The 20,948-nt window shown below is 69.3% G+C and carries 23 protein-coding genes; 7 read left to right on the top strand and 16 right to left on the bottom strand.

All coding sequences use genetic code 11. From position 1 onward, the window contains the following. Positions 1-37: 37 nt before the first annotated feature. Genes AC6CHX_RS08275 through AC6CHX_RS08285 form a run of 3 tightly spaced genes read left to right on the top strand, consistent with a single transcriptional unit; the run spans position 38 to position 2,492 of the window. Positions 38-895, top strand: coding sequence for an ABC transporter substrate-binding protein (locus AC6CHX_RS08275; protein ID WP_498272412.1), 858 nt, complete (start codon positions 38-40; stop codon positions 893-895). Further along, entirely contained in the window at positions 892-1,758 is an 867-nt protein-coding gene (locus AC6CHX_RS08280; protein ID WP_498272413.1) for an amino acid ABC transporter permease, read from the top strand. The genes AC6CHX_RS08275 and AC6CHX_RS08280 overlap by 4 nt, the downstream gene beginning before the upstream one ends. Then, positions 1,755-2,492, top strand: coding sequence for an amino acid ABC transporter ATP-binding protein (locus AC6CHX_RS08285; RefSeq protein ID WP_029264323.1), 738 nt, complete (start codon positions 1,755-1,757; stop codon positions 2,490-2,492). Before AC6CHX_RS08280 ends, AC6CHX_RS08285 begins: the two co-directional genes overlap by 4 nt. Before the next feature lie 30 nt (positions 2,493-2,522). Here AC6CHX_RS08285 and pnuC read toward each other — a convergent pair whose 3' ends face one another. Genes pnuC through AC6CHX_RS08300 form a run of 3 tightly spaced genes read right to left on the bottom strand, consistent with a single transcriptional unit; the run spans position 2,523 to position 4,710 of the window. Next, positions 2,523-3,236 carry a nicotinamide riboside transporter PnuC gene (gene pnuC, locus AC6CHX_RS08290; protein WP_498272414.1) on the bottom strand — a complete coding sequence of 238 codons (714 nt, stop codon included), beginning with the start codon at positions 3,234-3,236 and terminating at the stop codon, positions 2,523-2,525. 2 nt (positions 3,237-3,238) lie between these two features. Beyond that, a complete protein-coding gene (locus tag AC6CHX_RS08295) occupies positions 3,239-3,766 on the bottom strand; it encodes a GNAT family N-acetyltransferase (protein WP_498272415.1) in 528 nt (175 codons plus the stop codon). A gap of 26 nt (positions 3,767-3,792) precedes the next feature. Beyond that, positions 3,793-4,710: a DUF808 domain-containing protein gene (locus AC6CHX_RS08300; RefSeq protein ID WP_136041927.1), complete on the bottom strand. Its 918-nt coding sequence runs from the start codon at positions 4,708-4,710 to the stop codon at positions 3,793-3,795. 154 nt (positions 4,711-4,864) lie between these two features. On the opposite strand from AC6CHX_RS08300, the gene msrB reads away from it, so the two are divergent. Further along, on the top strand, positions 4,865-5,353 hold the full coding sequence (gene msrB / locus AC6CHX_RS08305; protein ID WP_452326392.1) for a peptide-methionine (R)-S-oxide reductase MsrB: 489 nt from the start codon (positions 4,865-4,867) through the stop codon (positions 5,351-5,353). Next, a complete protein-coding gene (msrA, locus tag AC6CHX_RS08310) occupies positions 5,350-5,895 on the top strand; it encodes a peptide-methionine (S)-S-oxide reductase MsrA (protein ID WP_498272416.1) in 546 nt (181 codons plus the stop codon). The genes msrB and msrA overlap by 4 nt, the downstream gene beginning before the upstream one ends. A gap of 217 nt (positions 5,896-6,112) precedes the next feature. Here msrA and AC6CHX_RS08315 read toward each other — a convergent pair whose 3' ends face one another. The 13 genes from AC6CHX_RS08315 to AC6CHX_RS08375 all read right to left on the bottom strand — a co-directional run bounded on the left by AC6CHX_RS08315 (position 6,113) and on the right by AC6CHX_RS08375 (position 18,779). Further along, positions 6,113-6,913 (bottom strand): alpha/beta fold hydrolase, encoded by an 801-nt coding sequence (locus AC6CHX_RS08315; protein ID WP_498272417.1) that lies wholly within the window; start codon positions 6,911-6,913, stop codon positions 6,113-6,115. 138 nt (positions 6,914-7,051) lie between these two features. Then, entirely contained in the window at positions 7,052-8,518 is a 1,467-nt protein-coding gene (locus AC6CHX_RS08320; protein ID WP_498272418.1) for a catalase, read from the bottom strand. Between the two features lie 66 nt (positions 8,519-8,584). Beyond that, on the bottom strand, positions 8,585-9,007 hold the full coding sequence (locus AC6CHX_RS08325) for a Fur family transcriptional regulator (RefSeq protein WP_029264333.1): 423 nt from the start codon (positions 9,005-9,007) through the stop codon (positions 8,585-8,587). Positions 9,008-9,083: 76 nt separating this feature from the next. Beyond that, on the bottom strand, positions 9,084-10,049 hold the full coding sequence (locus AC6CHX_RS08330; RefSeq protein ID WP_498272419.1) for a squalene cyclase: 966 nt from the start codon (positions 10,047-10,049) through the stop codon (positions 9,084-9,086). Between the two features lie 44 nt (positions 10,050-10,093). After that, positions 10,094-10,750, bottom strand: a complete 657-nt coding sequence (locus AC6CHX_RS08335; RefSeq protein ID WP_452326388.1) for a histidine phosphatase family protein — start codon at positions 10,748-10,750, stop codon at positions 10,094-10,096. Positions 10,751-10,797: 47 nt separating this feature from the next. Further along, positions 10,798-11,769: a glycoside hydrolase family 130 protein gene (locus tag AC6CHX_RS08340; RefSeq protein WP_136041874.1), complete on the bottom strand. Its 972-nt coding sequence runs from the start codon at positions 11,767-11,769 to the stop codon at positions 10,798-10,800. Positions 11,770-11,797: 28 nt separating this feature from the next. Beyond that, positions 11,798-12,640, bottom strand: a complete 843-nt coding sequence (locus tag AC6CHX_RS08345) for a carbohydrate ABC transporter permease (protein ID WP_376101483.1) — start codon at positions 12,638-12,640, stop codon at positions 11,798-11,800. Then, positions 12,637-13,533: a carbohydrate ABC transporter permease gene (locus AC6CHX_RS08350; RefSeq protein ID WP_376101481.1), complete on the bottom strand. Its 897-nt coding sequence runs from the start codon at positions 13,531-13,533 to the stop codon at positions 12,637-12,639. Before AC6CHX_RS08350 ends, AC6CHX_RS08345 begins: the two co-directional genes overlap by 4 nt. 4 nt (positions 13,534-13,537) lie before the next feature. After that, positions 13,538-14,809, bottom strand: coding sequence for an extracellular solute-binding protein (locus AC6CHX_RS08355; RefSeq protein WP_498272420.1), 1,272 nt, complete (start codon positions 14,807-14,809; stop codon positions 13,538-13,540). 38 nt (positions 14,810-14,847) lie between these two features. Then, positions 14,848-15,852, bottom strand: a complete 1,005-nt coding sequence (locus tag AC6CHX_RS08360; protein ID WP_498272421.1) for a LacI family DNA-binding transcriptional regulator — start codon at positions 15,850-15,852, stop codon at positions 14,848-14,850. Positions 15,853-16,113: 261 nt separating this feature from the next. After that, complete coding sequence (locus tag AC6CHX_RS08365; protein ID WP_136041879.1) at positions 16,114-17,034, bottom strand: J domain-containing protein; 921 nt, start codon at positions 17,032-17,034, stop codon at positions 16,114-16,116. Positions 17,035-17,104: 70 nt separating this feature from the next. Then, positions 17,105-17,758 (bottom strand): IMPACT family protein, encoded by a 654-nt coding sequence (locus tag AC6CHX_RS08370; RefSeq protein WP_498272422.1) that lies wholly within the window; start codon positions 17,756-17,758, stop codon positions 17,105-17,107. 34 nt (positions 17,759-17,792) lie between these two features. Then, a complete protein-coding gene (locus tag AC6CHX_RS08375; protein WP_498272423.1) occupies positions 17,793-18,779 on the bottom strand; it encodes an aldo/keto reductase in 987 nt (328 codons plus the stop codon). Between the two features lie 175 nt (positions 18,780-18,954). Here AC6CHX_RS08375 and AC6CHX_RS08380 point away from each other — a divergent pair, with 175 nt between their 5' ends. Both AC6CHX_RS08380 and AC6CHX_RS08385 read left to right on the top strand, forming a co-directional pair. Further along, entirely contained in the window at positions 18,955-20,238 is a 1,284-nt protein-coding gene (locus AC6CHX_RS08380) for a sensor histidine kinase (protein WP_498272424.1), read from the top strand. After that, on the top strand, positions 20,235-20,858 hold the full coding sequence (locus tag AC6CHX_RS08385) for a response regulator (protein ID WP_498272425.1): 624 nt from the start codon (positions 20,235-20,237) through the stop codon (positions 20,856-20,858). The genes AC6CHX_RS08380 and AC6CHX_RS08385 overlap by 4 nt, the downstream gene beginning before the upstream one ends. The last annotated feature ends 90 nt before the right edge of the window (positions 20,859-20,948 follow it).

The raw sequence follows: 20,948 nt of genomic DNA on the forward strand, positions 1-20,948 counted from the left end.
TCTTCCTGCTCCTCACCCTTCTCGCCCTGGAGTCATCGTGCCCTTCGCTCCCGCTCTCCGCCGCGCCGCCGCCGTTGCCGCAGCCGCCGCCACCATCGCCATCACCCTCGCCGCCTGCAGCACGCCCGCTGCCGAGCCCGGCTCCGGCAGCGGAGACGACTCGGGCCTGCAGACCGTGACCGAGGGCAAGCTCACCATCGCCACCGGCGAGCCCAACTACGAGCCCTGGTTCGTCGACGACGACCCCTCCAACGGCGAGGGCTTCGAGGGCGCGGTCGCGAACGCCGTCGCCGAGCAGCTCGGCTACAAGGCCGACGACATCGTCTGGGTGCGCACGACCTTCGACGGCGCCATCGCGCCCGGTCCGAAGGACTGGGACATCAACCTGCAGCAGTTCTCCATCACCGACGACCGCAAGAAGGCCGTCGACTTCTCGTCGCCGTACTACACGACCACGCAGGCCGTGGTCGCGGTCGGCGACTCGCCCGCGGCATCCGCGACGACCATCGACGAGCTCAAGGCCACCAAGGTCGGCGTCGCCAGCGGCACCACCAGCTACACGGTCGCCAAGGACCAGCTGGGCGAAGCGAACCTCAGCGTCTTCAACTCCGTCGACGACGTCGTGCTCGCCCTCAAGGGCGGCCAGATCGACGCCATGATCACCGACCTCCCCGGCGCGTTCTACGTGGTCGGTGCGCAGCTCGACGACGGCGTGGTGACCGGACAGTTCGCCGGGGCCGATGGCGGCGACGAGTTCGGCATCGTGCTGCCCAAGGGCTCGGCACTCACGCCGGCCGTGACCGACGCGGTCGACGCCCTGCGTGAAGACGGAACGCTCGACGAGCTGCAGCAGAAGTGGCTCAGCGACGCGGTCGACGTCCCCGTCTTCAAATGACCTCACAGCCCGTCGACACGGCGTGGCAGCCGAGCGAGCTCGAGCTGTCGCGCCGCGTCCTGCGGCGCCGGGCGACCACCCGGTCCGTCCTGATCGCACTCATCAGCAGCATCGTCGTCGCGGCGGTCCTGGTCGTCGTGGTGGTCAACACCCCCGGCTGGGCGGTCGTCAGTCAGACCTTCTTCGATCCCCAGGTCGCGCTCGACAGCATCGGCCCGATCTTCCAGGGGCTGCTCGTCAACCTCCTGGTGCTGGTGATCGCGGCGGTCTGCGTGGCGATCTTCGGCACCACCCTGGCCACCATGCGCTCGCTGCGCGGCCCGGTGTTCTTCCCGCTGCGTGCGCTCGCCGCGGCCTACACCGACTTCTTCCGCGGCATCCCGCTGCTGATCGTGCTGTACCTGATCGGTTTCGGCATCCCGGCGCTGATGATCTTCCCGCGCATGCCCGCGATGTTCTGGGGCACGATCGCCCTCGTCCTCACCTACTCCGCGTACGTCGCCGAGGTGCTGCGCGCCGGCATGGAGGCCGTGCATCCGTCGCAGCGCATCGCCGCGCGCTCGCTCGGGCTGACCCACGGCCAGACGCTCCGGATCGTCGTGATCCCGCAGGGTGTGCGCAAGGTCGTGCCCGCGCTCATGAACGACTTCGTGTCGATGCAGAAGGACGTCGGCCTGATCTCGGTGCTCGGAGTGGTCGATGCCGTCCGCGCCGCGCAGCTGATGGTCGCCGACACTTACAACTACACGCCGTACATCGTCGCCGGGCTCATGTTCATCATCCTCAGCTGGCCGATGATCCGCCTGACCGACGTCGTCACCGCGCGGATGAACAAGCGCGAGCAGGCCGGAGGAGTCGTATGAGCGTTCCGGTGATCGAGGCCAGGGGAGTGCGCAAGCGCTTCGGCGATCACGACGTGCTGCGTGGCATCGACCTCGCGGTCGGCACCCACGAGGTGGTCGTCCTGATCGGCGCCTCCGGTTCGGGCAAGTCGACGCTGCTCAAGACGATGAACCTCATCGAGGGCGTCGACGACGGGCAGATCTTCCTGTCGGGGGAGGACATCACCGACCCGCGGGTGGATGCCGACGCCGTGCGCGCCCGGATCGGTGTCGTGTTCCAGCACTTCAACCTGTTCCCGCACCTCACCGTGCTCGACAACGTCACGCTCGCCGCCGTCCGCGTGCACGGCATGCGCAAGACCGAGGCGCGGGCCAAGGCGCGCGAACTGCTCGAGACGCTCGGGCTCGGCGCCAAGGCCGACGAGTACCCCGACCGGCTCTCCGGCGGTCAGCAGCAGCGCGTCGCGATCGTGCGCGCGATCCTCACGCAGCCCGAGGTGCTGCTGCTCGACGAGATCACGAGTGCCCTCGACCCGCAACTGGTCGGCGAGGTGCTCGACCTCGTGCGCCAGCTCAAGCAGCAGGGCGCGACCATCGTGATGGCGACGCACGAGATGTCGTTCGCCCGCGAGGTGGCCGACCGGATCGTGTTCCTCGAGCACGGCGTCGTCGTCGAACAGGGGCCGCCGTCGCAGGTGTTCGATGCGCCGCAGCAGGCGGCCACCGCGGAGTTCCTCGCGCGCGTCCGGCACTGAGCATCGGCGGCGGTTCCGGCGACGGCGTTCTCAGGCGAGCTCGTCGTCTTCCGGGCGCCGCGGATTCGGATCGGGCGGAAGGATCACGACCGGATGCGCGGCGCTCCGCTGCGCCCGCCACCAGATGACGAACCCGACCGCGGTGAAGACGCCGTAGAAGACGTACATGAAGCCGGTCGCGTAGTAGCCGGAGCTGAAGAGCAGCGGCACGCCGACCACGTCGACCGCGATCCAGATCAGCCAGAACTCGGTCCAGCCCTTGGCCATGCCGTAGGTGGCGAGCAGCGAGCCGACGAAGGTCCAGGCGTCGGCCCACACCGGCTCCCACGAGCCCAGCGCGCGGAACAGCGGGGTCAGCGCGACGGTGCCGACGACCATCACGACCACCAGGCCGATGCGTGCCCCCGTCGGCGCCCATCTCGGCACGACCTGTCCGCCCTCGGCGTTTCGCCAGCGCACCCACCCGTAGATCGCGACGGCGATGAACATGATCTGCCGCCCTGCCTGACCCAGCAGGTGCGGCAGCGAGGGGTCGGGGCTGAGCGCGGACCCGAGGAAGACGGTCAGCAGCAGCAGGTTGCCGATGATGCCGACCGGCCACGCCCAGATCTTCCGACGCATGCCGCCGAGCGCGCTCGCCAGGCCGAACACGTTGCCCACGACCTCACGGACGAGGAGCGTCTGCCCGCCAGGAAGTGTCCAGTTCGAGTTGAAGGCGTCGACGAACCACTGCAGCAGATCCATGGTCAGGATGCTGCGCCGGGTTCGGCACGGTCGTCGAGCACGAGCTGGAGCATGCTCAGGTCGAGCCAGCGTCCGAACTTGGCCCCGACCTGCGGCATCCGTCCGACCTCGACGAAGCCGAGGCGCTGGTGCAGCGCGATGGAGGCGGCGTTCCCGCTCTCGATGCCCGCGATCATGACGTGCAGTCCCGCGGCGCGGGCGCGGTCGACGAGAGCGGCCATCAGCGCGGTGCCGATGCCCCGGCCGTGCTGGCCGCCGAGGACGTACACGGAGTGCTCGACCGTGTGCCGGTAGCCGCTGTGCGGACGCCACTGCGCATACGACGCGTACCCCAGCACCCGGGAGTCGTCGACCGCGACGATCACCGGGTAGCCGCGGGAGGTGCGGTCGGCGAACCAGGCGACGCGGTCGGCGAGGTCGACGGCGTCCTCGTTCCAGATCGCGGTGGTGTGCAGCACCGCATGGTTGTGGATCGCGGTGATCGTCTCGAGGTCTGCGGTCTCCGCATCACGGATTCGGACGGCTGTCATCGGCGGTTGGTCTCTCTTCTGCTGCGTCAGACGTGCACGTCGGCGGGGGATTCCTCGCCCTCGTGGAAGTTCGGCTTCTTGCCGAACAGCTTCGCGATCCCCAGGATGATCCCGACGATGAGCAGCCCCAGGATGAGACCGGCGATCGCCGAGATGATCGTGTCGACGATCCAGACGACGACCGGACCGAGGTTGTGGAGCGCGTGCTCCACGCCGTGCAGCACGTCGACCGGGAAGTGCCAGCCGACCTCCCCCAGGTTCACGAGCACGAGGTGTCCACCGACCCAGAGCATGGCGACCGTGCCGAGGATGCTGATGAAGCGGAACACGGCCGGCATGGAACGCACGATCCGGGTGCCGGTGTGCCGTACGCGACGCACCGGGTTCTTCGCCATCTTCAGTCCGATGTCGTCGATCTTCACCAGCAGCGCCACGGCGCCGTAGACGACACCCGTCATCAGGAGTGCGATAACGGCGAGGATGGCGAGCGTCGCCCAGATGTCGAGGCCCTTCTCCAGGCTCGCCAGCGAGATGAGCATGATCTCGGTCGAGAGGATCAGGTCGGTGCGCACCGCGCCCAGGACGAGCTTCTTCTCGTCGCGGGCGCCCTCGTCAGCATGGCCGTGCTGCACGCCGAACCACTCCAGCACCTTCTCGGCGCCCTCGAAGCACAGGTACGCGCCGCCCAGGATCAGCAGATACGGCAGCACCCACGGGGCGAACGCGGTGAGTAGCAGCGCCGCGGGGATGATGATGAGGAACTTGTTCGCGAGCGAGCCGAGCGCGATCTTGCCGACGACCGGCAGCTCGCGCGCGGGCGTGATGCCCTGCACGTACTGCGGGGTGACCGCGGCATCGTCGATCACGACACCCGCCGCCTTGGCCGAGGCCTTCATCGCGGCGCTCAGGATGTCGTCGACGACGGCGAGCAGTCCAACGGACATGTGGTTCCCCTCGGGTGGTGTGCAGTGCGGAGGCAACTCTATCGAGTCCGCAGAAACTCACAGCGCGCTCCCAGCCCTGAGGGACCAAAACAGCGCCGTCCGCGGTTCTTCTCTGTGACGCCGCAGCCAGCGACGTCGGACAAGGAGTCAGATCATGTCGAACGACTACGGCAAGACCCCCGAGGCCGTCAGCGGCCTCACGAACCTGCAGTACGAGGTGACCCAGCAGGACGCGACCGAACCGCCGTTCCGCAACGCGTACTGGAACAACCACGACGACGGCATCTACGTCGACGTCGTCTCGGGCGAGCCGCTGTTCTCGTCGACCGACAAGTTCGACAGCGGAACCGGATGGCCCAGCTTCACCAAGCCCATCGAGGCGGATGCCGTCACGACGCGCACCGATCGCTCGCTGTTCATGAAGCGCACCGAAGCGCGCTCCGCGAACGCCGACAGCCACCTCGGCCACGTCTTCGACGACGGACCCCGCGACGAAGGCGGGCTCCGCTACTGCATGAACTCCGCGGCCCTGCGCTTCGTCCCGGCTGACAGGCTGGAGGAGGAGGGGTACGGTCGCTACAGTCCCCTCTTCGCGAAGACGCCCGAAACCCCCACCACCGACATCTCTGAGGAGCAGTCATGACCGACACCGGAACCATCACCCGCACGCCCGGGACCGAGACGGCCGTCCTCGCCGGCGGCTGTTTCTGGGGCATGGAAGACCTGATCCGCCGCCAGCCCGGCGTGATCAGCACCCGCGTCGGGTACACCGGCGGCTCGAACGACCACGCGACCTACCGCAACCACCCCGGCCACGCCGAGGCCGTGGAGATCGTGTTCGACCCGACGAAGACGACCTACCGCGACATCCTCGCGTTCTTCTTCCAGATCCACGACCCGTCCACGAAGGACCGTCAGGGCAACGACATCGGCTCGAGCTACCGCTCGGCGATCTTCCCCCTCTCCTCGGAGCAGGAGACGGTCGCGCGCGACACGATCGCCGACGTCGACGCCTCGGGCCTGTGGCCGGGCAAGGCCGTCACCACGATCGAACCCGAGGGTCCGTTCTGGGAGGCCGAGGAAGAGCACCAGGACTACCTGATCAAGTACCCCAACGGCTACACCTGCCACTTCCCGCGTGCGGGATGGGTGCTGCCCAAGCGCGCGGAGAGCTCCGCCGTCTAGGCCGGGGTCCCGAGCCTGGCGGGCATCCGTTCCGGCCTGGGCGCTGACCTCGTGTGAGGTGTATGGCCTGCCGACGGGTGTCCGTCGCTCACACGGAATGAAGGAGAACTCACGGAATGAAGGAGTGGATGCTGCATCCGCTCCTTCATTCCGTGCGAACTCCTTCGCAACGGGCGGACGGGCAGACGGACGGGCGGGCGGATGGACGGGCGGGCGGCTACGCCTCGCCAAGGAAAGCCAGCGCGGCCTCTTTGAAGTCCCGCGAGCCCGGAGCGTTGAAGTGGTTCCGGTTCGGGATCTCGAAGAAGCGACCGTCGGGGGCGGCGGACGCCAGTGCCCGTGAGCCCTCGATGATGGCATCCTTCGACCCCGTGGCGAACAGGATCGGCCGGGTCGGGGCATCCGAAGGGTCGGGGTCGATCATGCCCGACGACCGCATGCCCTCCGCGAGCGCGACCAGCGCCTGCAAGTCGTTGCCGGGCACCCGCTCCGTCAGCGAGATGTAGTTCTGCGTCGTGGGGTCTTCGACAGGGGTGCCCTCGGCAATGTACGCGCGCACCTGGTCCAGGTCGAGACGGGCCAGGGGGATGCCGTCCGGCACTCCGCCGAGCACTGCCCGCCCGATGCGGTGCGGCAGCTCGCGCACCACCTCCCAGCCCACCCGGGCGCCCAGCGAGTAGCCGACGTAGAACGCGTCGTCCACGAGATACGTGTCCATCACGGTCTCGACATCCGTCACCAGAGTCCGGATGCGGTAGCCCTCCGGGTCGTGCGGCTTCTCGCTGCGCCCATGGCCGCGCTGATCGAGCGCGAGCACCCGGTAGCCGGCGCGGGTGAGCTCGCGCACCCAGCCCGTGAGTACCCAGTTGTCGCGGGCGCTCGACGCGAAGCCGTGCACGATCACGACGACCGGGGCGTCGAATTCGCCCCAGGTGTAGGTCGCCAGCCGTGTGCCGTCTGCGGCGTACACGTGCTGAGGGCCGGGCATGCTGGTCAGGTCGGAGAGGGGGGTGGCCACCCCTCCATCTTGGCCCTGTTCCTGCGCGGTGGCCCCGGTGCAATCCCGAGACCCCGCCTCAACGCCGAGACCCCCTCCTGCCGACGTGGGCAGGAGGGGGTCTCGGCGCGAAGACGGGGTCTCAGCGGATGACGCGGATCAGACCCGATCCCGCAGGGCTGCGCCGAGCTCGGCATCCACGTTGGTCCAGTACTGGAAGAACCGCTCGCGGATGTCGTCGATCGTGATCGAGCGGCCCTGGCCGGTGAGGGTCTCCAGGAAGCGGGCCCGCTGTTCGCCGTCGAACACCTCGCGGTAGAGCGTTCCCGCCTGCCCGAAGTCGTCGTCCTCGGCGTGCAGGGTGGCGGCGGAGCGCACGAGCTCTCCGTCGGCCTCCCAGTTCGCCTCGTGCGCCACGGTCGGATCTGCTTCCGGGCCCCCGGCCGCGCCGAACGAGTTCGGGTGGTAGGTGCGGTGCGCGGCGTCGTTGAACTGGTACCGCATCGAACCCTCGTGCTGGTAGTTGCGCGCCTCGGCGGCGTGCGGCTGGTTCACCGGCAGCTGGTTGTAGTTCGGGCCGATGCGGTGGCGCTGCGCATCCGGGTAGGCGAAGATACGACCCATCAGCATCTTGTCCGGCGACAGCCCGGTACCCGGCACCTGGTTGCCCGGCGTGAAGCCCGCCTGCTCGATCTGAGCGAAGAAGTTCTCCGGGTTCCGGTTCAGGGTCAGCGTGCCGACCTTGATGCGCGGGTAGTCCTTGAGCGAGATGGTCTTCGTGAGGTCGAACGGGTTGAAGCGATAGTCCTTCGCCTCGCCGTACGGCATGATCTGCACGTAGAGGTCCCACGAGGGGTGGTCGCCGCGGGCGATCGCATCGAACAGGTCGCGACGGTAGTGGTCGGCGTCGGATCCGGCGAGCTGCTGCGCCTCTTCGGCACCCATCGCCTCGACTCCCTGGTGCGACACGAAGTGGTACCGCATCCAGAACAGCTCACCGGCGGCGTTCACCCACGAGAAGGTGTGCGAGCCGTAGCCGTTCATGTGCCGCCAGCTGCGCGGGAGGCCGCGGTCGCCCATGAGGTAGGTCACCTGGTGTGCGGTCTCGGGCGAGAGCGTCCAGAAGTCCCATTGCATGTCGGGGTCGCGCAGGCCCGAGTCGCCGAGGCGCTTCTGCGAGTGGATGAAGTCGGGGAACTTCATCGCATCGCGCAGGAAGAACGTCGGGGTGTTGTTGCCGACGATGTCGAGGTTGCCCTCTTCCGAGTAGAGCCGCAGCGAGAAGCCGCGCACGTCGCGCCAGGTGTCGGGGGAGCCCTGCTCGCCGGCGACCGACGAGAAGCGGATCAGCGCCTCGCTCTTCGCGCCCGGCTGGAACACGGCCGCCCGCGTGAACTGCGACACGTCTTCGGTGACGACGAACTCTCCGAACGCGCCGCCGCCCTTCGCGTGCGGGTTGCGCTCCGGCACACGCTCACGGTTGAACGCCGCGATCTTCTCGACCAGGTAGTGGTCGTGCAGGACCGTGGGGCCATCCGGGCCGACCGTCAGCGAGTGCTCGTCGCTCACGATCGGGGTGCCGGCCTGGGTCGTGGTGGCCGGACGGCCGGGAACAGGGTTCGTCATTGTTCTCTCCTTCTGCGCGCAGGCGCGACGAATACCCCCATCCGCGGATGGGCGATCGGCGAGCGGCTATTGCGCGGCGTTCTGGCAGCTGGGGCAGAGGCCCCAGAAGGTGACCTCGGCGGTCTGGACGGTGAATCCGCCCGTCGAGGACGGGGTGAGACACGGCGCTTCGCCGACCACGCAGTCCACATCGCCGACCGCACCGCAGGAGGTGCAGACGACGTGGTGGTGGTTGTCGTCGATGCGCCGCTCGTAGAGCGCCGCGGAGCCTGCCGGTTCGATCCGGCGGATGAGGCCCGCCGTCGTCAGGTCCGCGAGGATGTTGTGCACCGACTGGATCGACGTGGTCGGCAGCACTTCGGACACTGCGCGGTAGACCCGCTCCGCATCCGTATGGGCCATGGAGTCCAGAGCCTCGAGAACGGCGACGCGGCCCGCGGTCGCACGCAGCCCGGCAACGCGAAGCGCCGAGTCGAGTTCCGTCTCCATGGTTCGAGCATACCCGTTCATTTGAATAACTCAAAAGAACGCATATCAGGATGCTGCCCGCGCCGGTGATCGCGGCTCAGGCGCGTCCGGCCCAGTCGAGCACGCGGGTGCCGATCAGCGTGAGCCAGCGGGAGGGGTGGCCCTCCCCGACGTCGACGGGGAACCAGGTGCGACCGGCGAGCGGAGTGCTCTGCACCCACGTGCCGTCCGCCCGTCGCGCGGCCCGCACCAGCTCGACGGCATCCGCGATCCGGTCGTCGGGGTCGGTGCCCTCGACGAGCGACACCTCGCGGAAGTGGTCCAGGGCCGTCAGCGCGCTGTACCGATGACGACTCGGATACACGAAGCGCCCCACGAACGGACCGACCTGCTCGCCGGTCGACTCGCGGTACAGCAGCCGCCGCCGCAGCAGGTACTCCTCGCCCGAGTGCCGCGCCTCGCGCAGTGACGTGTCGCCGGTGAGCCGCTCATAGGCGAGCATCCCGCGCACGGCGTTGAGCGTGGAGTGGAACGACGACCGCACCGAGTCGCCCTCCTCCGCCTCGCAGTTCCACCCGCCGTCCTCCAGGCGGTGGGCCGGGAACCAGCGGGCGAGGGCTGCGACGTCAGCTCCCAGCCACGCGCCGTTCGCCAGCGTGTACGCGTTGATGCACACGTCGACCTCGCCGCCCCAGTAGGGCAGGTCCTCGTACTCCCACCGGCTGTTCCGCGCCAGACGCTCCGCGGTGTCGCCGAGCACATCGGCATCCACTCCCCACTCGCGCAGAGCGTTCAGCGACCAGGTCGTGGCCGTCCACGGCTGCCCCGGCTCCTCTGCCTCCGGGCTGCCGAAGTAGCCCGCCGGGAAGTAGGCGCCTCCTGCCCACTGGCCGTCGTCATCCTGTCGCGCGAGGAGCGCGGCGCCGAATCCCTCGGTCGCCACTCGGGCGCGCGTCGCCTGCCACACCTCTTCGGGCTCGTGGAGCAGGTCGCGCTCCACCTGCCAGCGCAGTGCGGGGTCACCGTCGAGCAGCCAGTCCATCGTCTCCGTCACGATCGCCATGCGGGCACGCTACTCTCCGGTGAGGCGCACCGACACCCGTCCGATCAGGATTCGGCCGGTGCCGAAGGAAGCTCCGGGCCGTAGTTCCACGACAGGATCGCGGGCTGCTCGCGCGCGAAGCCGAGCACCGAGACCGATCCGGCATCCAAGCTGATCTGGGCGCCGAACCGCGGAGCGAGTCGCAGGTACACCGCCGTCAGGATGCGCAGGAAGTGGCCGTGCGCCACCAGCGCGACATCGCCCTGCGCCATCGCCGGCAGCACTCGGGTGAGCACCCGCGACGCACGCGCGGCGACCTCTTCCACGGTCTCCCCGGGGGTGCTCCCGGGGATCACACCGTGGGAGAACGTGCTCCAGCCGTAGCCGAGCTCCGCGCGGATGTCCTTCGTCGTGCGGCCCTCGTATCCGCCGTAGTCCCACTCCACGAGGAGGGGGTCGATCTCGGCGTGCAGACCCGCGAGCTCCGCGGTGCGCTGCGCCCGCACGAGAGGAGAGGTCAGGATGAGCGAGAAGTCGTAGTCCGCCACCAGGGCGCCGGCGCGGCGGGCCAGATCCTCCCCGCGCGCCGTGAGGGGGATGTCGGTGAGCCCGGTGTGCCTCCCGGCCCTGGACCATTCGGTCTCGCCGTGGCGCAGGAGGACCAGCTTTCCGGACGGTGCTTCGGAGACGGGGTGTTCGACGATCGATTCGCGTGCAGGCACAACGACACCGTAACCCGCGCCGGCCCCCTCCGCGGCCTCAGCCCCGGTCAGGTGCGCAGCGCCCGGCCCCACGGCTCGGCGGGATCGTGGATCGCCACGGCCAGCGTCGTGTCGGACTGCCCGTAGTACGCGAACCACTTGTCCTGAAACTTCACGAGCCCCTCCACGAAGGTCACGTTCGAGACGAGCCCGTGCATGTCCTCGAACGTCTGCGGGCGCAGCCAGGGCTCCTGCAGGCGCGCGATGACCTTGGTCGGCTCATCCGGATCGATCGCGATCTGCCCGCAGCGGTAGTCGACGTCGACCGTGCCGTCCTCGTGCACGACCCGGGTGGCGCCGTTGGTGAGGAAGAGGAGCAGGCCGTTGTCGGTCACGACGGGCGAGGTGCCGATCTCGACCAGCGCCTCGTCCCAGGTGCCCGGCGTGGGCGAGTACATCGGCTCGGTGTCGGCCGTTCCGGGGGTCCAGTGGATGAGGTCGTCGCTGGTCGCCCAGTAGATCGCGCCCTCGCCGAAGTACATCCACCACTTGCCGTGCATCCGCTGCGGCACGATCACTCCCGCCTTGGACCAGTTGAACCCGCGCGGGTCCATGGTCTTGAAGGTGTCGAAGTCGTCGAACAGCGGACCGTGCTTGGTCCAGGTCCGCAGGTCGGTCGAGGTCGCCAGGCACAGTTGCGCGCTCCGTCGATCCCAGCCCGTGTATGTGAGGTAGTAGGTGCCGTCGATCAGTGCGATGCGCGGGTCCTCGCAGCCGTACGTCTCGTAGTCCTCCGAGGGGGAGAGGATCGGCGCATCCTCGCGCGTGAAGTTCACGCCGTCGCTCGAGCGGGCGATGCCGATGTGGGAGATGATGTCGTCGGCGTGCGCCCGATAGAGCAGCACCACCTCGTCGCCGTCGACGAGCGCCGCCGGGTTGTAGAGGTTGGCCGACTCCCAGCTGGCGCCGCGCGGACGCAGGATCGGGTTGCCCTCGAACGGGACGAACGGACCGAGGGGGAAGGATGCTCCGGTGAACATGGATGCCCTTTCTGGCTGAGTTGCGGGGTCAGCCCTTGACGGCTGCACCGAGGTCGGTGGCGCGGAAGAACCGCTGGAAGACGATGAACAGGATCACGACGGGGAATGCGAGCGCCGCGGCACCCGCGAGGATCGCGCCGTTCGGGTTCGCCGTGGACTGCGCGACGTTGGAGATGTAGTTCGCGAGGGAGACGGCCAGCGGCTGCAGGCTCGCATCCTTCGTGATGAGGAAGGGCCAGAGGAACTCGTTCCACGGCCCGATGAAGGTGACGAGCACGACGGTCACGAGCACCGGCTTGATCAGCGGGATCGCGACCGACGTCAGCAGGCGGATCTCGCCGGCGCCGTCGATGCGCGCGGCCTCGAAGATCTCCACGGGCAGTGCCTTGAAGAACTGCACGAAGATGAACACCGCCGTCGTGTTGATCAGGAACGGCAGGATCATGCCCAGATACGAGTCGCCGAGGCCGTAACTGCGGGTGATCTGCACGTAGAGCGGGATCATCAGCAGCTGGAACGGCACCATCTGCACGAGCAGCATCAGCACCCAGATCACACCCCGCCCGCGGAAGTCGAGGCGCGCGATCGCATAGCCGGCGAGCAGGCCGAACACGACCGTGCCCAGCAGCACGCCGGCCGTGAAGATCAGCGAGTTCAGCAGCGAGCCGACCAGATCGATGCGCGAGTCGATCGCGACGAAGTTGTCGACGGTCCATCCGCCGGTCGGGAACAGCTCGCTCGGGGAGTTCGTCGGACTCTCCTGGAACGCCCCCACGATCATGAAGTAGAACGGGAAGGCGAAGCCGATGGCCGCGATCGTGAGCAGGATGATGCTCAGGATGCGGGGCAGTGAACGCTTCTTTCGCATCATCGCTCCCTGGTCGCGCGGTTGGCCGCCAGCGACAGCATGCCGACGAGGACCACGAGGATCATGCCGATGGCTGCTGCGGTGTCGGGGTTCTGCTGCTGGATGCCCAGCTGGTAGATGAGCAGCACCGGTGTGGTCGATGCGCCGTCAGGGCCGCCGCCGTTGGTGAGCAGGTAGGGCTCGGTGAACAGGTTGGCCCCGGTGATGATCGACAGGATCAGCACCAGCGTGGTGGCGCTGCGCACGCCGGGGATCGTCACGTGACGGAACCGCGAGAGCACCCCGGCGCCGTCGGTCTCGGCCGATTCGTACAGCTCCCTGGGCACGTTCTGCAGCGCGGCCAGGTACAGCAGGATGTAGAACCCGAGCTGCTTCCAGGTCACGTAGAGCGCGATCATCGGCATCGCGAGCCCGCTGTTCACGAGCCACGACGGATCGGGGGCGAGGGGGCCGAGGATCGTGTTGATCAGGCCGTTGCCCGAGAACAGCAGCATCCACACGCCCACGAGTGAGACGCTCGCGGTCAGGTACGGCACGTAGAACGCGACCCGGTAGGCCGCGACCCACCGGATGCCGGTGTTCAGGGCCGCCGCGAGCACGAGCGCGAGCACGGCCGTGAGCGGCACATTGATGACCAGGAAGATCAGGGTGTTGCGGAAGGATCCGAGCACCCGCGGATCGGTGAGCACCGTGACGAAGTTGTCGAAGCCGACGAACGGCCGCTCCACCTCGGTGCCCGGTGCCGTGAAGAAGTAGTCGTGGAAGGCGATGTAGACCGCGAACGCGAGCGGGTACGCGAAGATCGCGAGCACGAACACGAAGTACGGCAGCGCGAACAGGCCGCCGATGGGTTGCGCACCCAGCCATCGGGTGCGCAACCGCTTTCGGTCGGTCATGACGTCACTCGGCGACGAGGTCATCGATCTTCGACGCGGCGTTGCCGAGGAAGTCGTCGATCGACTCCTTGTCGAAGATCACGGCGGACGAGTACTCGTCGCGGAAGGCCTGCCACGCCTCGACCGAGTTCGGGATGCTGGGCACGTCGGCCGTCTTCTCGGCCTGTTCGGCGAACGCGACGTAGTCGGGGTTCGCGTCGAAGTAGTCGCCGTAGGTGTCGGTGAGATCCGTGCGCATCGGCATCTGCCCGGTGGCCTCGAGAAGCTGTCCGTCGCTCTCCTCGCTGGTGGAGAACTTCAGGAACTCCCACGCCGTGCCCTGGTTCTCGCACGCCGTGAACATCGACACGCTCTTGGAGTCGGCGAAGGTGGTCGGGTTCTCCCGGCCGTCGCTGGTCGGCACCGGCATGAAGCCGACGTCGACCGTCTCGGCGTACGACGGGATCGCCCACGGGCCGGCGAGCTGCATCGCGGTGGTGCCGGCCGACATCGCGTCGTCGGTGGAGGCCTCGTTCGGCGAGAGCTTCTCGTCATAGAACGTCTTCCAGAACTCGGACACGGTGCGTCCGGCATCCGAGTCGAACGTCGCCTTGCCGTCTTCGACCAGCATCGTGCCGTCGGTCTCGGCGAGATACAGCGGGTAGAAGTCGAACCACGGCTGATAGAACTCGCTGGTCGGCGCGGGCCAGATGGCGCTCTGCACCCCGGAGTCGACGATCGCGCGCGATCCCTCCAGGAAGGCGTCGTACGTGTTCATCTGCGGGTTCTCCGGGTCGATGCCCGCCGCCTCGAACAGTGCCTTGTTGTACATGACCATGACCGGGTTCGACTTCCAGGGCAGCTGGTAGAAGCTGTCGTCGGTCGCATATGCGTCGACGTCGCCGCCGCGCTCGGTGATGTAGTCGCTGCCGCCCTCGATGCTGCTGAGGTCGACGAGGCCACCCTGCTTGACCCAGCCCGAGACCGCAGCCGGTGCCACGTTGTACACGAGGCAGGGCGCGGTGCCGGCGGTGATCGCGGCGGTGATGGCCTCTTCCGACGACGAGCCGGCGGGGATCTCCTGGGCGTTCACCTTCTCGTCGGGGTGCTCCTTGTTCCAGGCATCCACGACGGCCTTGCCCCAGGCGACCTCCTGCTCGTTGTTCGAGAGCCAGACGTCGATGGGCCCGGTGCCGGAGGCTTCGCCTTCCCCTCCGCCACCTCCTCCGCCGGAGCATCCGGTGGCGATGAGCGCGACGGCGCCGATGAGTGCGACAGCACTGATCTTCTTGTTCATGGTGTCCTCCTCGACACGGTGGGTGATGACTGGGCGGGTTATGCGGTTGCGGGTGCGGCGGTGCTCTCGCGGAAGTGCACGACGTTGCAGTCGACGATCTCGGTGCGCGGATCCGCCCCGAGGATGTCGGCCTGCAGCAGTCGGGCAGCGGCGCGACCTCGCGCGGCCGGATCCGATGAGACGCTGGTCAGCGCGGGGGAGAGATGGGCGGACAGGTGGTCGTCGTCGAACCCGGAGATCGCGAGGTCGCGCGGGATCGCGAGACCCTGCGATCGCGCGTAGGACAGCCCGGCGATGGCCATGGTGTCGTTCGAGTAGAGGATCGCGGTCGGGCGGTCGGGCAAGGCGAGGAGCTCGGCCGTGCGGGTGCGTCCGCTCGCCGCGGTGAAGTCGCCCTCGCGGAGGAGCTCGTCGTCGCCGATCGCCTCGACGAACGCCTCGGCGCGCGCCTTCGAGTGCACGTAGTCGAGCGGCCCGGAGACGTGGGCGATGCGCTCGTGGCCGTCGGCGCGGAGCCGGGCGATGATCTCGCGCACCGGCGCGGCATCGTCGGTGCGGACGCACGAGAACCGGGTCGGCCGATCGTAGGCGCCGACCAGCACCGTGGGCAGGCCCAGGTCGTCGAGGAACGGCACGCGCCAGTCGTCGGTGCGCAGGTCGAGCAGCAGGGCGCCGTCGGCGCGGCCGTGGGTGAGGGTGCGGTAGGCCCGCTCCTCGGCGGCGCGGTCGGGCACGACCTGGAGCAGGAGCGCCGTCTCGGTCGTGGCGAGCACGGACTCGACGCCGGCGATGAAGGCGGGGAAGAAGGAATCGTTCGCGATGACCTCGGGGTCGCGGGCCAGCACCACGGCGATGGCGTTGGCGCGTCGGGTGGCGAGGGCGCGTGCGCTCTGACTCGGCACCCAGTTGAGCTTCTCGGCGGCGGCGAGCACCTTCGCCCGGGTCTCCTCGGAGATCGGGCGATTGCCGCTGAGCGCGTGGGAGACGGTGGCCTTGGTCACGCCGGCCTCGCGGGCGACATCGGCGATGGTCGTGCGGCTCACAGCCACCTCCTCGTGGACCTGGACGCACCGAGATGTTCATCGGTGAACCGGTTTGATGAGTGTAAACCGGTTTGACGGTGACTGTCAACGGATGTCGCCGCCGGACCGGTCGGTCGACAGGTCCGGGTCAGCGGCGGACGATTCGCCGATGTGGTGACGATTCGCCGAGGAATCCCTCCCGATCTCTCGGTGAATCGTCCGGGACTCCGCGGATCGTCGGGGCCGGCCGGAGTCGGGGCCGGCCGGGGCGCCGGGGCCGGGTCAGACGAAGCGGACGGTCTGCTGCAGCCGGGTGCGCACGTCGAACAGCTCGTTGCCGCCGATCGCCCGTGCCTGCGGAACGCCCTGACGCAGCACCATCGCCAGCGCGCTGCGTCGTACCACCACGACCGGGACGCCCCGGGTCGTGCCCAGCGGGGTGACCGCCTGCGAGAGGTCGTCGTCGGGCAGCACGATGATCGCGCCGCCGAACTTTACGCGGGCGGCTTTGGCGACCGTGCGCATGCGGCCGAGCGCGGCGGTTACGGGCGCGCGGGTGCCGAGACTTGGGCCCGTGATCTCGCCGCGACGGAAGCCGACCATTCCGCCGAAGTCCTCCGACATCACGCCGTACAGTCCCGAGGGGCCGAGCACCACGTGGTCGAGCTTGTCGTCGGCATCGGCTCCGGCGGCGACGTCGTGCCACACCGTGTAGCCCATGCCGAGGTCGGAGACCGTGCGCGCCGTGGCTTCTTCCGCCAGGGCATCGGCGAGGAGCCGGCGCAGATCCCGCGGCGCCGAGCGCACGAGTGCGGGGTCGTATGGATCGGGGACCTCGACACCGCGGCCGGCCCATTCGCGGATGAGGGTGAGATAGCGCTCACGGCGCCAGCCGCCCGGGTGCCCGTACGACCGGGCGCGGGGGCGGGTGTCGGTGCGGGTCGGCGGTGGCCGCCATCCGCTCCACTCCGAGCCGGCCTCGTGGGTCACACCCGTCCGGCGGTCGTAGGCCGCACGGCCCTCCGCGGTGCCGACCAGTTCCCAGGCGCGCTGCACCTGGATGAAGACCGCCGCGTCGCCGCCGGTGTCGGGATGCGTCTGGCGCAGGCGCAGACGGTAGGCGCGGCGCAGCTCGACGTCGTCGACGCCGGGGTCGACCTCGAGGATCTCGTAGGCCGAAGCCGAGAGCGGACTGTCGAACATCGCTCTCCCTCCGCGACCGCGGCATCCAGGATATCCGCCGATCCTTGTGGTTTCGCCGATCCCGCCGGCGTCAGTCGGGCACGTCGACGATGCGCTCGACGCCCGGGACGGGGACGATCGAACCGGCGGATGCCGCGGCCAGGTCGGCGGTGAGGCGAGCGAGCTCGGCCTCGGGCGCCCACAGCTCGAGCGTCACGGTCGCCGCGTATGTCGGCTCGCCCAGCGTTGCGCCGTGATGCGACGCCCAGTCGCGCAGCAGGTTGTCGAAGCGCCCGGCATCCGCATGCGGAACCTCGAGCGTCACCTGCCGGAGCGCCGCGCGACGCACGAGAGCGGCCAGGTCGAGAGCCTCCGACACCGCCGAGGAGTACGCGCGCACGAGGCCGCCCGCCCCGAGCTTCACGCCGCCGAAGTACCGGGTCACGACCGCGACGACGTCGGTCAGTTCGCGGCGTCGCAGCACCTCGAGCATGGGGACACCCGCGGTGCCGGAGGGCTCGCCGTCATCCGACGACCGCGCCTGGTCGCCGAGCAGCCCGGTGACCATCGCGGTGCAGTTGTGGTTCGCATCCCACGCGCGCTTGCGGATGCCGGCGATCACGGCCTCGGCCTGCTCGACCGACGTGACGGGCTCGATACGGGTGAGGAAGCGCGACTTGCGGATGACCGTCTCCTGCTCGACAGCCGCCGCGATGGTCGCGGGGTAGCTGCGGGCGGAGGTCACCCGCCTCACGATACCGAGGCCGACGATCGGCGGCTCAACGGTCGACGAAGGCCATCTGCTGCGGGTTGTAGCGGTCGCCTGCCACGCCGATGCGCGTGGCGAGGGCCGAGAGGTCGGCGACCTCGTCGGCGGAGAGCGCGACGGCGGTGCTACCCGCGTTCTCGGCGATGCGTGCGGTGCGCCGGGTGCCGGGGATGGGCACGATCCACGGCTGCTGCGCGAGCAGCCAGGCGAGAGCGATCTGGCCGGGGGTGGCCTCCTTCGCTACCGCGAGCTCGGCGACGTGTGCGACGAGTGCCTGGTTCGCCGCCCGGTTCTCGGCTGTGAAGCGCGGGATCGTGGCGCGGATGTCGCCGGCCGCGAAGTCCGCCGCCGTGTCGACCGTGCCGGTCAGGAACCCCTTGCCGAGCGGGCTGAACGGCACGAACCCGATGCCGAGCTCGGCGAGCACGGGGAGGATCTCGGCCTCGGGCTCGCGGGTCCACAGCGAGTACTCGCTCTGGAGGGCTGTGACCGGGTGCACGGCGTGCGCGCGGCGGATGGAGGCTGCCGAGGCCTCGGAGAGCCCGAAGTGGCGCACCTTGCCCTCGGCGATCAGCTCGCCCACGGTGCCGGCGACGTCTTCGATCGGCACCGCCGGGTCGACACGGTGCTGGTAGAACAGGTCGATCACGTCGGTGCGCAGACTCCGCAGCGACGCCTCGGCCACGCGGCGGATCTGCTCCGGGCGGCTGTTCAGCCCGACGCTCTTGCCGTCCTCGATGTCCCACCCGAACTTGGTCGCGATGACGACCTCGTCGCGGATCGGCTCGAGCGCCTCGCCGACGAGCTCCTCGTTCACGTACGGGCCGTAGACCTCGGCGGTGTCGAAGAAGTCCACACCGTGGTCGACCGCCGAGCGCAGCACCGCGATCATGTCGTCGCGGCTGCCGGGGTTCGGGCCGTAGCTCTGCGACATCCCCATGCAGCCGAGTCCGATCGCCGAGACCTGGAGTCCCTGTCCGAGAGTGCGAGTGTGCATGAGTGGTCCCTTCGTCGTGGCCGCGGAGGTGATTCGCGGCCGTGGAACCGACGCTACGCGCGGCGTCCGCGGCGAGGGAGGGCCTGACGGAACCCCGCTGGCCGGAGCCTCCCTGGCCACCCGGATCGATCGAACGATGGAGGCGCGCGCGGCCCGTCGGAGGAAGAATGTCAGCATGCCGCCCACCGAGTCGCCGTCCACCGGGTCGCCGGCCCGCGGTACCCCGCGCACGTGGGCGAGCCTGGTCGGATCCATCCGTATCGGCCAGGCCGTCATCACGGTGGTGCTGCTCGCGATCGGCGCGTGGCGTGCGGCCCTCGACGGCGTGCCGCTGCCGTGGGTCCTCGCGCTCTCGCTCGTGTTCCTCGGTTGGTACGGCGGAGGGCTGCTGCTCAGCGAGCGCATTTCCGACCGCCGTCTGGCCACCTGGTGGTTGCTCGGGCTGACGCTCATCTGGCTCGGAGCGGTCGTCTTCTCGCCGGAGTTCGTATGGCTGGCTTTCCCGCTCTGGCTGCTCGCCGGATTCGTGATGCGGCTGCGATGGGCGCTGCTGCTGAGCGTCGCGATCCTCGCGGTCGTCGTGAGCGCCCCGCTGCTCCACACCGGCACGACGAGCTACGCGAACGTGATCGGACCGCTGGTGGGCGGTGTCTTCGCGCTGGGGATCTCCCGCGGGTACCTCGAACTCGTGCGCGACGGGCGTGAGCGACGTCGGCTGATCGCCTCGCTCGTGGCGACCCAGGAGGAGATGGCCGCCCTGCAGGATGAGCTCGCCCGCACTCAGCGCGAGTCCGGGGCGAGTGAGGAGCGCACCCGGGTCTCGCGCGACATCCACGACACGGTCGCCCAGAGTGTGTCGTCGATCGGGATGCTGGCGCGCTCGGCGCTGGAGGCGGACGATCCGGCGCAGCGCACCCGTGCCCTCGAGCAGATCGGGGCGCTCGCCGCGGAGGGGATGGCCGATGCGCGACGCATCGTGAACGCGCTGATGCCGGCAGAGCTCGAATCCACGGCTCTCGGCGACGCCCTCGCCCGGATGCTGGAGCGCCTGACCGACGAGACCGGGATCGCGACGACCCTGCACGCCGACGACGACCTGCCGTCACTCGGCATCGACGCCGAGGTCGCCCTGCTGCGGACGGCGCAGTCGGCCCTCGCGAACGTCCGCTCGCACGCATCCGCGTCGCGCGTGGTGGTGACCCTGGCCGATGCCGGGGATGCGGTGCGACTCGACATCGTCGACGACGGCATCGGGTTCGACGCGACGCGATGGGATGCTCAGGGCGGGATGGCCGGGCAGGGCGGCGGCTACGGGCTGCGCTCGATGCGAGCGCGGCTGCGGGAGCTCGGCGGCGGACTCGACGTCGAGAGCGCCCCGGGCGACGGGACCGCCCTCTCGGCGCACGTCCCGTTCGGCGGTGCGGCGTCGGTGAGGCGTGGAACGGAGGGCGAGGGATGACTCCCGTGCGTGTGTTGCTCGTCGACGACCACCCCATCGTCCGCGCCGGAGTGCGCTCGCTGTTCGACCGTCGCGATGACGTCGAGGTGGTCGGCGAGGCGGCATCCGGCGAAGAGGCCGTCGCCCTCGCGCGGCACCTGCACCCCGACGTGGTGCTCTGCGACTTGCGGCTCGGCGAGGGCATGGACGGTGTGCAGACGACGGCGGCCCTGCGCGCGCAGCATCCGGCCCCCGCGGTGCTGATCCTGACGACGTTCGACCGCGACGCCGAGATCCTCGGCGCGATCGAGGCGGGAGCGGCCGGCTACCTGCTCAAAGACGTGGCGCCCGACGACATCGTGCGGGCGATCCGGCAGGCCGCGTCCGGCGGACTCGTGCTCACTCCCGAGCTCAGCGAGCGGGTCGTGCAGGTCATGCGCGCGCCGCGGGTGCGGCTCACGGACCGGGAGCTCGACGTGCTCCGGCTGCTCGACACGGGCGCATCGAACCGCGAGATCGCGAAGACCTTGTTCGTGACCGAGGCGACCGTGAAGACGCACCTCGTGCACGTGTTCGAGAAGCTCGGCGCCGACAGTCGCGCCCGTGCCATCGCGATCGCCCGCGACACCGGGCTCCTCTGAGCCGGCTTCCTCAGTCCCAGGACCGCCACGCATCTCAACCGTTCGATGGATCCCGGCCGAGGCCGCTGCGCCGAGGCTGGAATCAGACCG

Source organism: Microbacterium sp. GQ128 (genome assembly GCF_059758615.1).

Coding starts and splice junctions, on each gene's coding strand:
- AC6CHX_RS08280 (WP_498272413.1), top strand. CDS start 892: ATGACCTCACAGCCCGTCGACACGGCGTGGCAGCCGAGCGAGCTCGAG.
- AC6CHX_RS08285 (WP_029264323.1), top strand. CDS start 1,755: ATGAGCGTTCCGGTGATCGAGGCCAGGGGAGTGCGCAAGCGCTTCGGC.
- pnuC (WP_498272414.1), bottom strand. CDS start 3,236: ATGGATCTGCTGCAGTGGTTCGTCGACGCCTTCAACTCGAACTGGACA.
- AC6CHX_RS08295 (WP_498272415.1), bottom strand. CDS start 3,766: ATGACAGCCGTCCGAATCCGTGATGCGGAGACCGCAGACCTCGAGACG.
- AC6CHX_RS08300 (WP_136041927.1), bottom strand. CDS start 4,710: ATGTCCGTTGGACTGCTCGCCGTCGTCGACGACATCCTGAGCGCCGCG.
- msrB (WP_452326392.1), top strand. CDS start 4,865: ATGTCGAACGACTACGGCAAGACCCCCGAGGCCGTCAGCGGCCTCACG.
- msrA (WP_498272416.1), top strand. CDS start 5,350: ATGACCGACACCGGAACCATCACCCGCACGCCCGGGACCGAGACGGCC.
- AC6CHX_RS08320 (WP_498272418.1), bottom strand. CDS start 8,518: ATGACGAACCCTGTTCCCGGCCGTCCGGCCACCACGACCCAGGCCGGC.
- AC6CHX_RS08325 (WP_029264333.1), bottom strand. CDS start 9,007: ATGGAGACGGAACTCGACTCGGCGCTTCGCGTTGCCGGGCTGCGTGCG.
- AC6CHX_RS08330 (WP_498272419.1), bottom strand. CDS start 10,049: ATGGCGATCGTGACGGAGACGATGGACTGGCTGCTCGACGGTGACCCC.
- AC6CHX_RS08340 (WP_136041874.1), bottom strand. CDS start 11,769: ATGTTCACCGGAGCATCCTTCCCCCTCGGTCCGTTCGTCCCGTTCGAG.
- AC6CHX_RS08345 (WP_376101483.1), bottom strand. CDS start 12,640: ATGATGCGAAAGAAGCGTTCACTGCCCCGCATCCTGAGCATCATCCTG.
- AC6CHX_RS08350 (WP_376101481.1), bottom strand. CDS start 13,533: ATGACCGACCGAAAGCGGTTGCGCACCCGATGGCTGGGTGCGCAACCC.
- AC6CHX_RS08355 (WP_498272420.1), bottom strand. CDS start 14,809: ATGAACAAGAAGATCAGTGCTGTCGCACTCATCGGCGCCGTCGCGCTC.
- AC6CHX_RS08365 (WP_136041879.1), bottom strand. CDS start 17,034: ATGTTCGACAGTCCGCTCTCGGCTTCGGCCTACGAGATCCTCGAGGTC.
- AC6CHX_RS08375 (WP_498272423.1), bottom strand. CDS start 18,779: ATGCACACTCGCACTCTCGGACAGGGACTCCAGGTCTCGGCGATCGGA.
- AC6CHX_RS08380 (WP_498272424.1), top strand. CDS start 18,955: ATGCCGCCCACCGAGTCGCCGTCCACCGGGTCGCCGGCCCGCGGTACC.
- AC6CHX_RS08385 (WP_498272425.1), top strand. CDS start 20,235: ATGACTCCCGTGCGTGTGTTGCTCGTCGACGACCACCCCATCGTCCGC.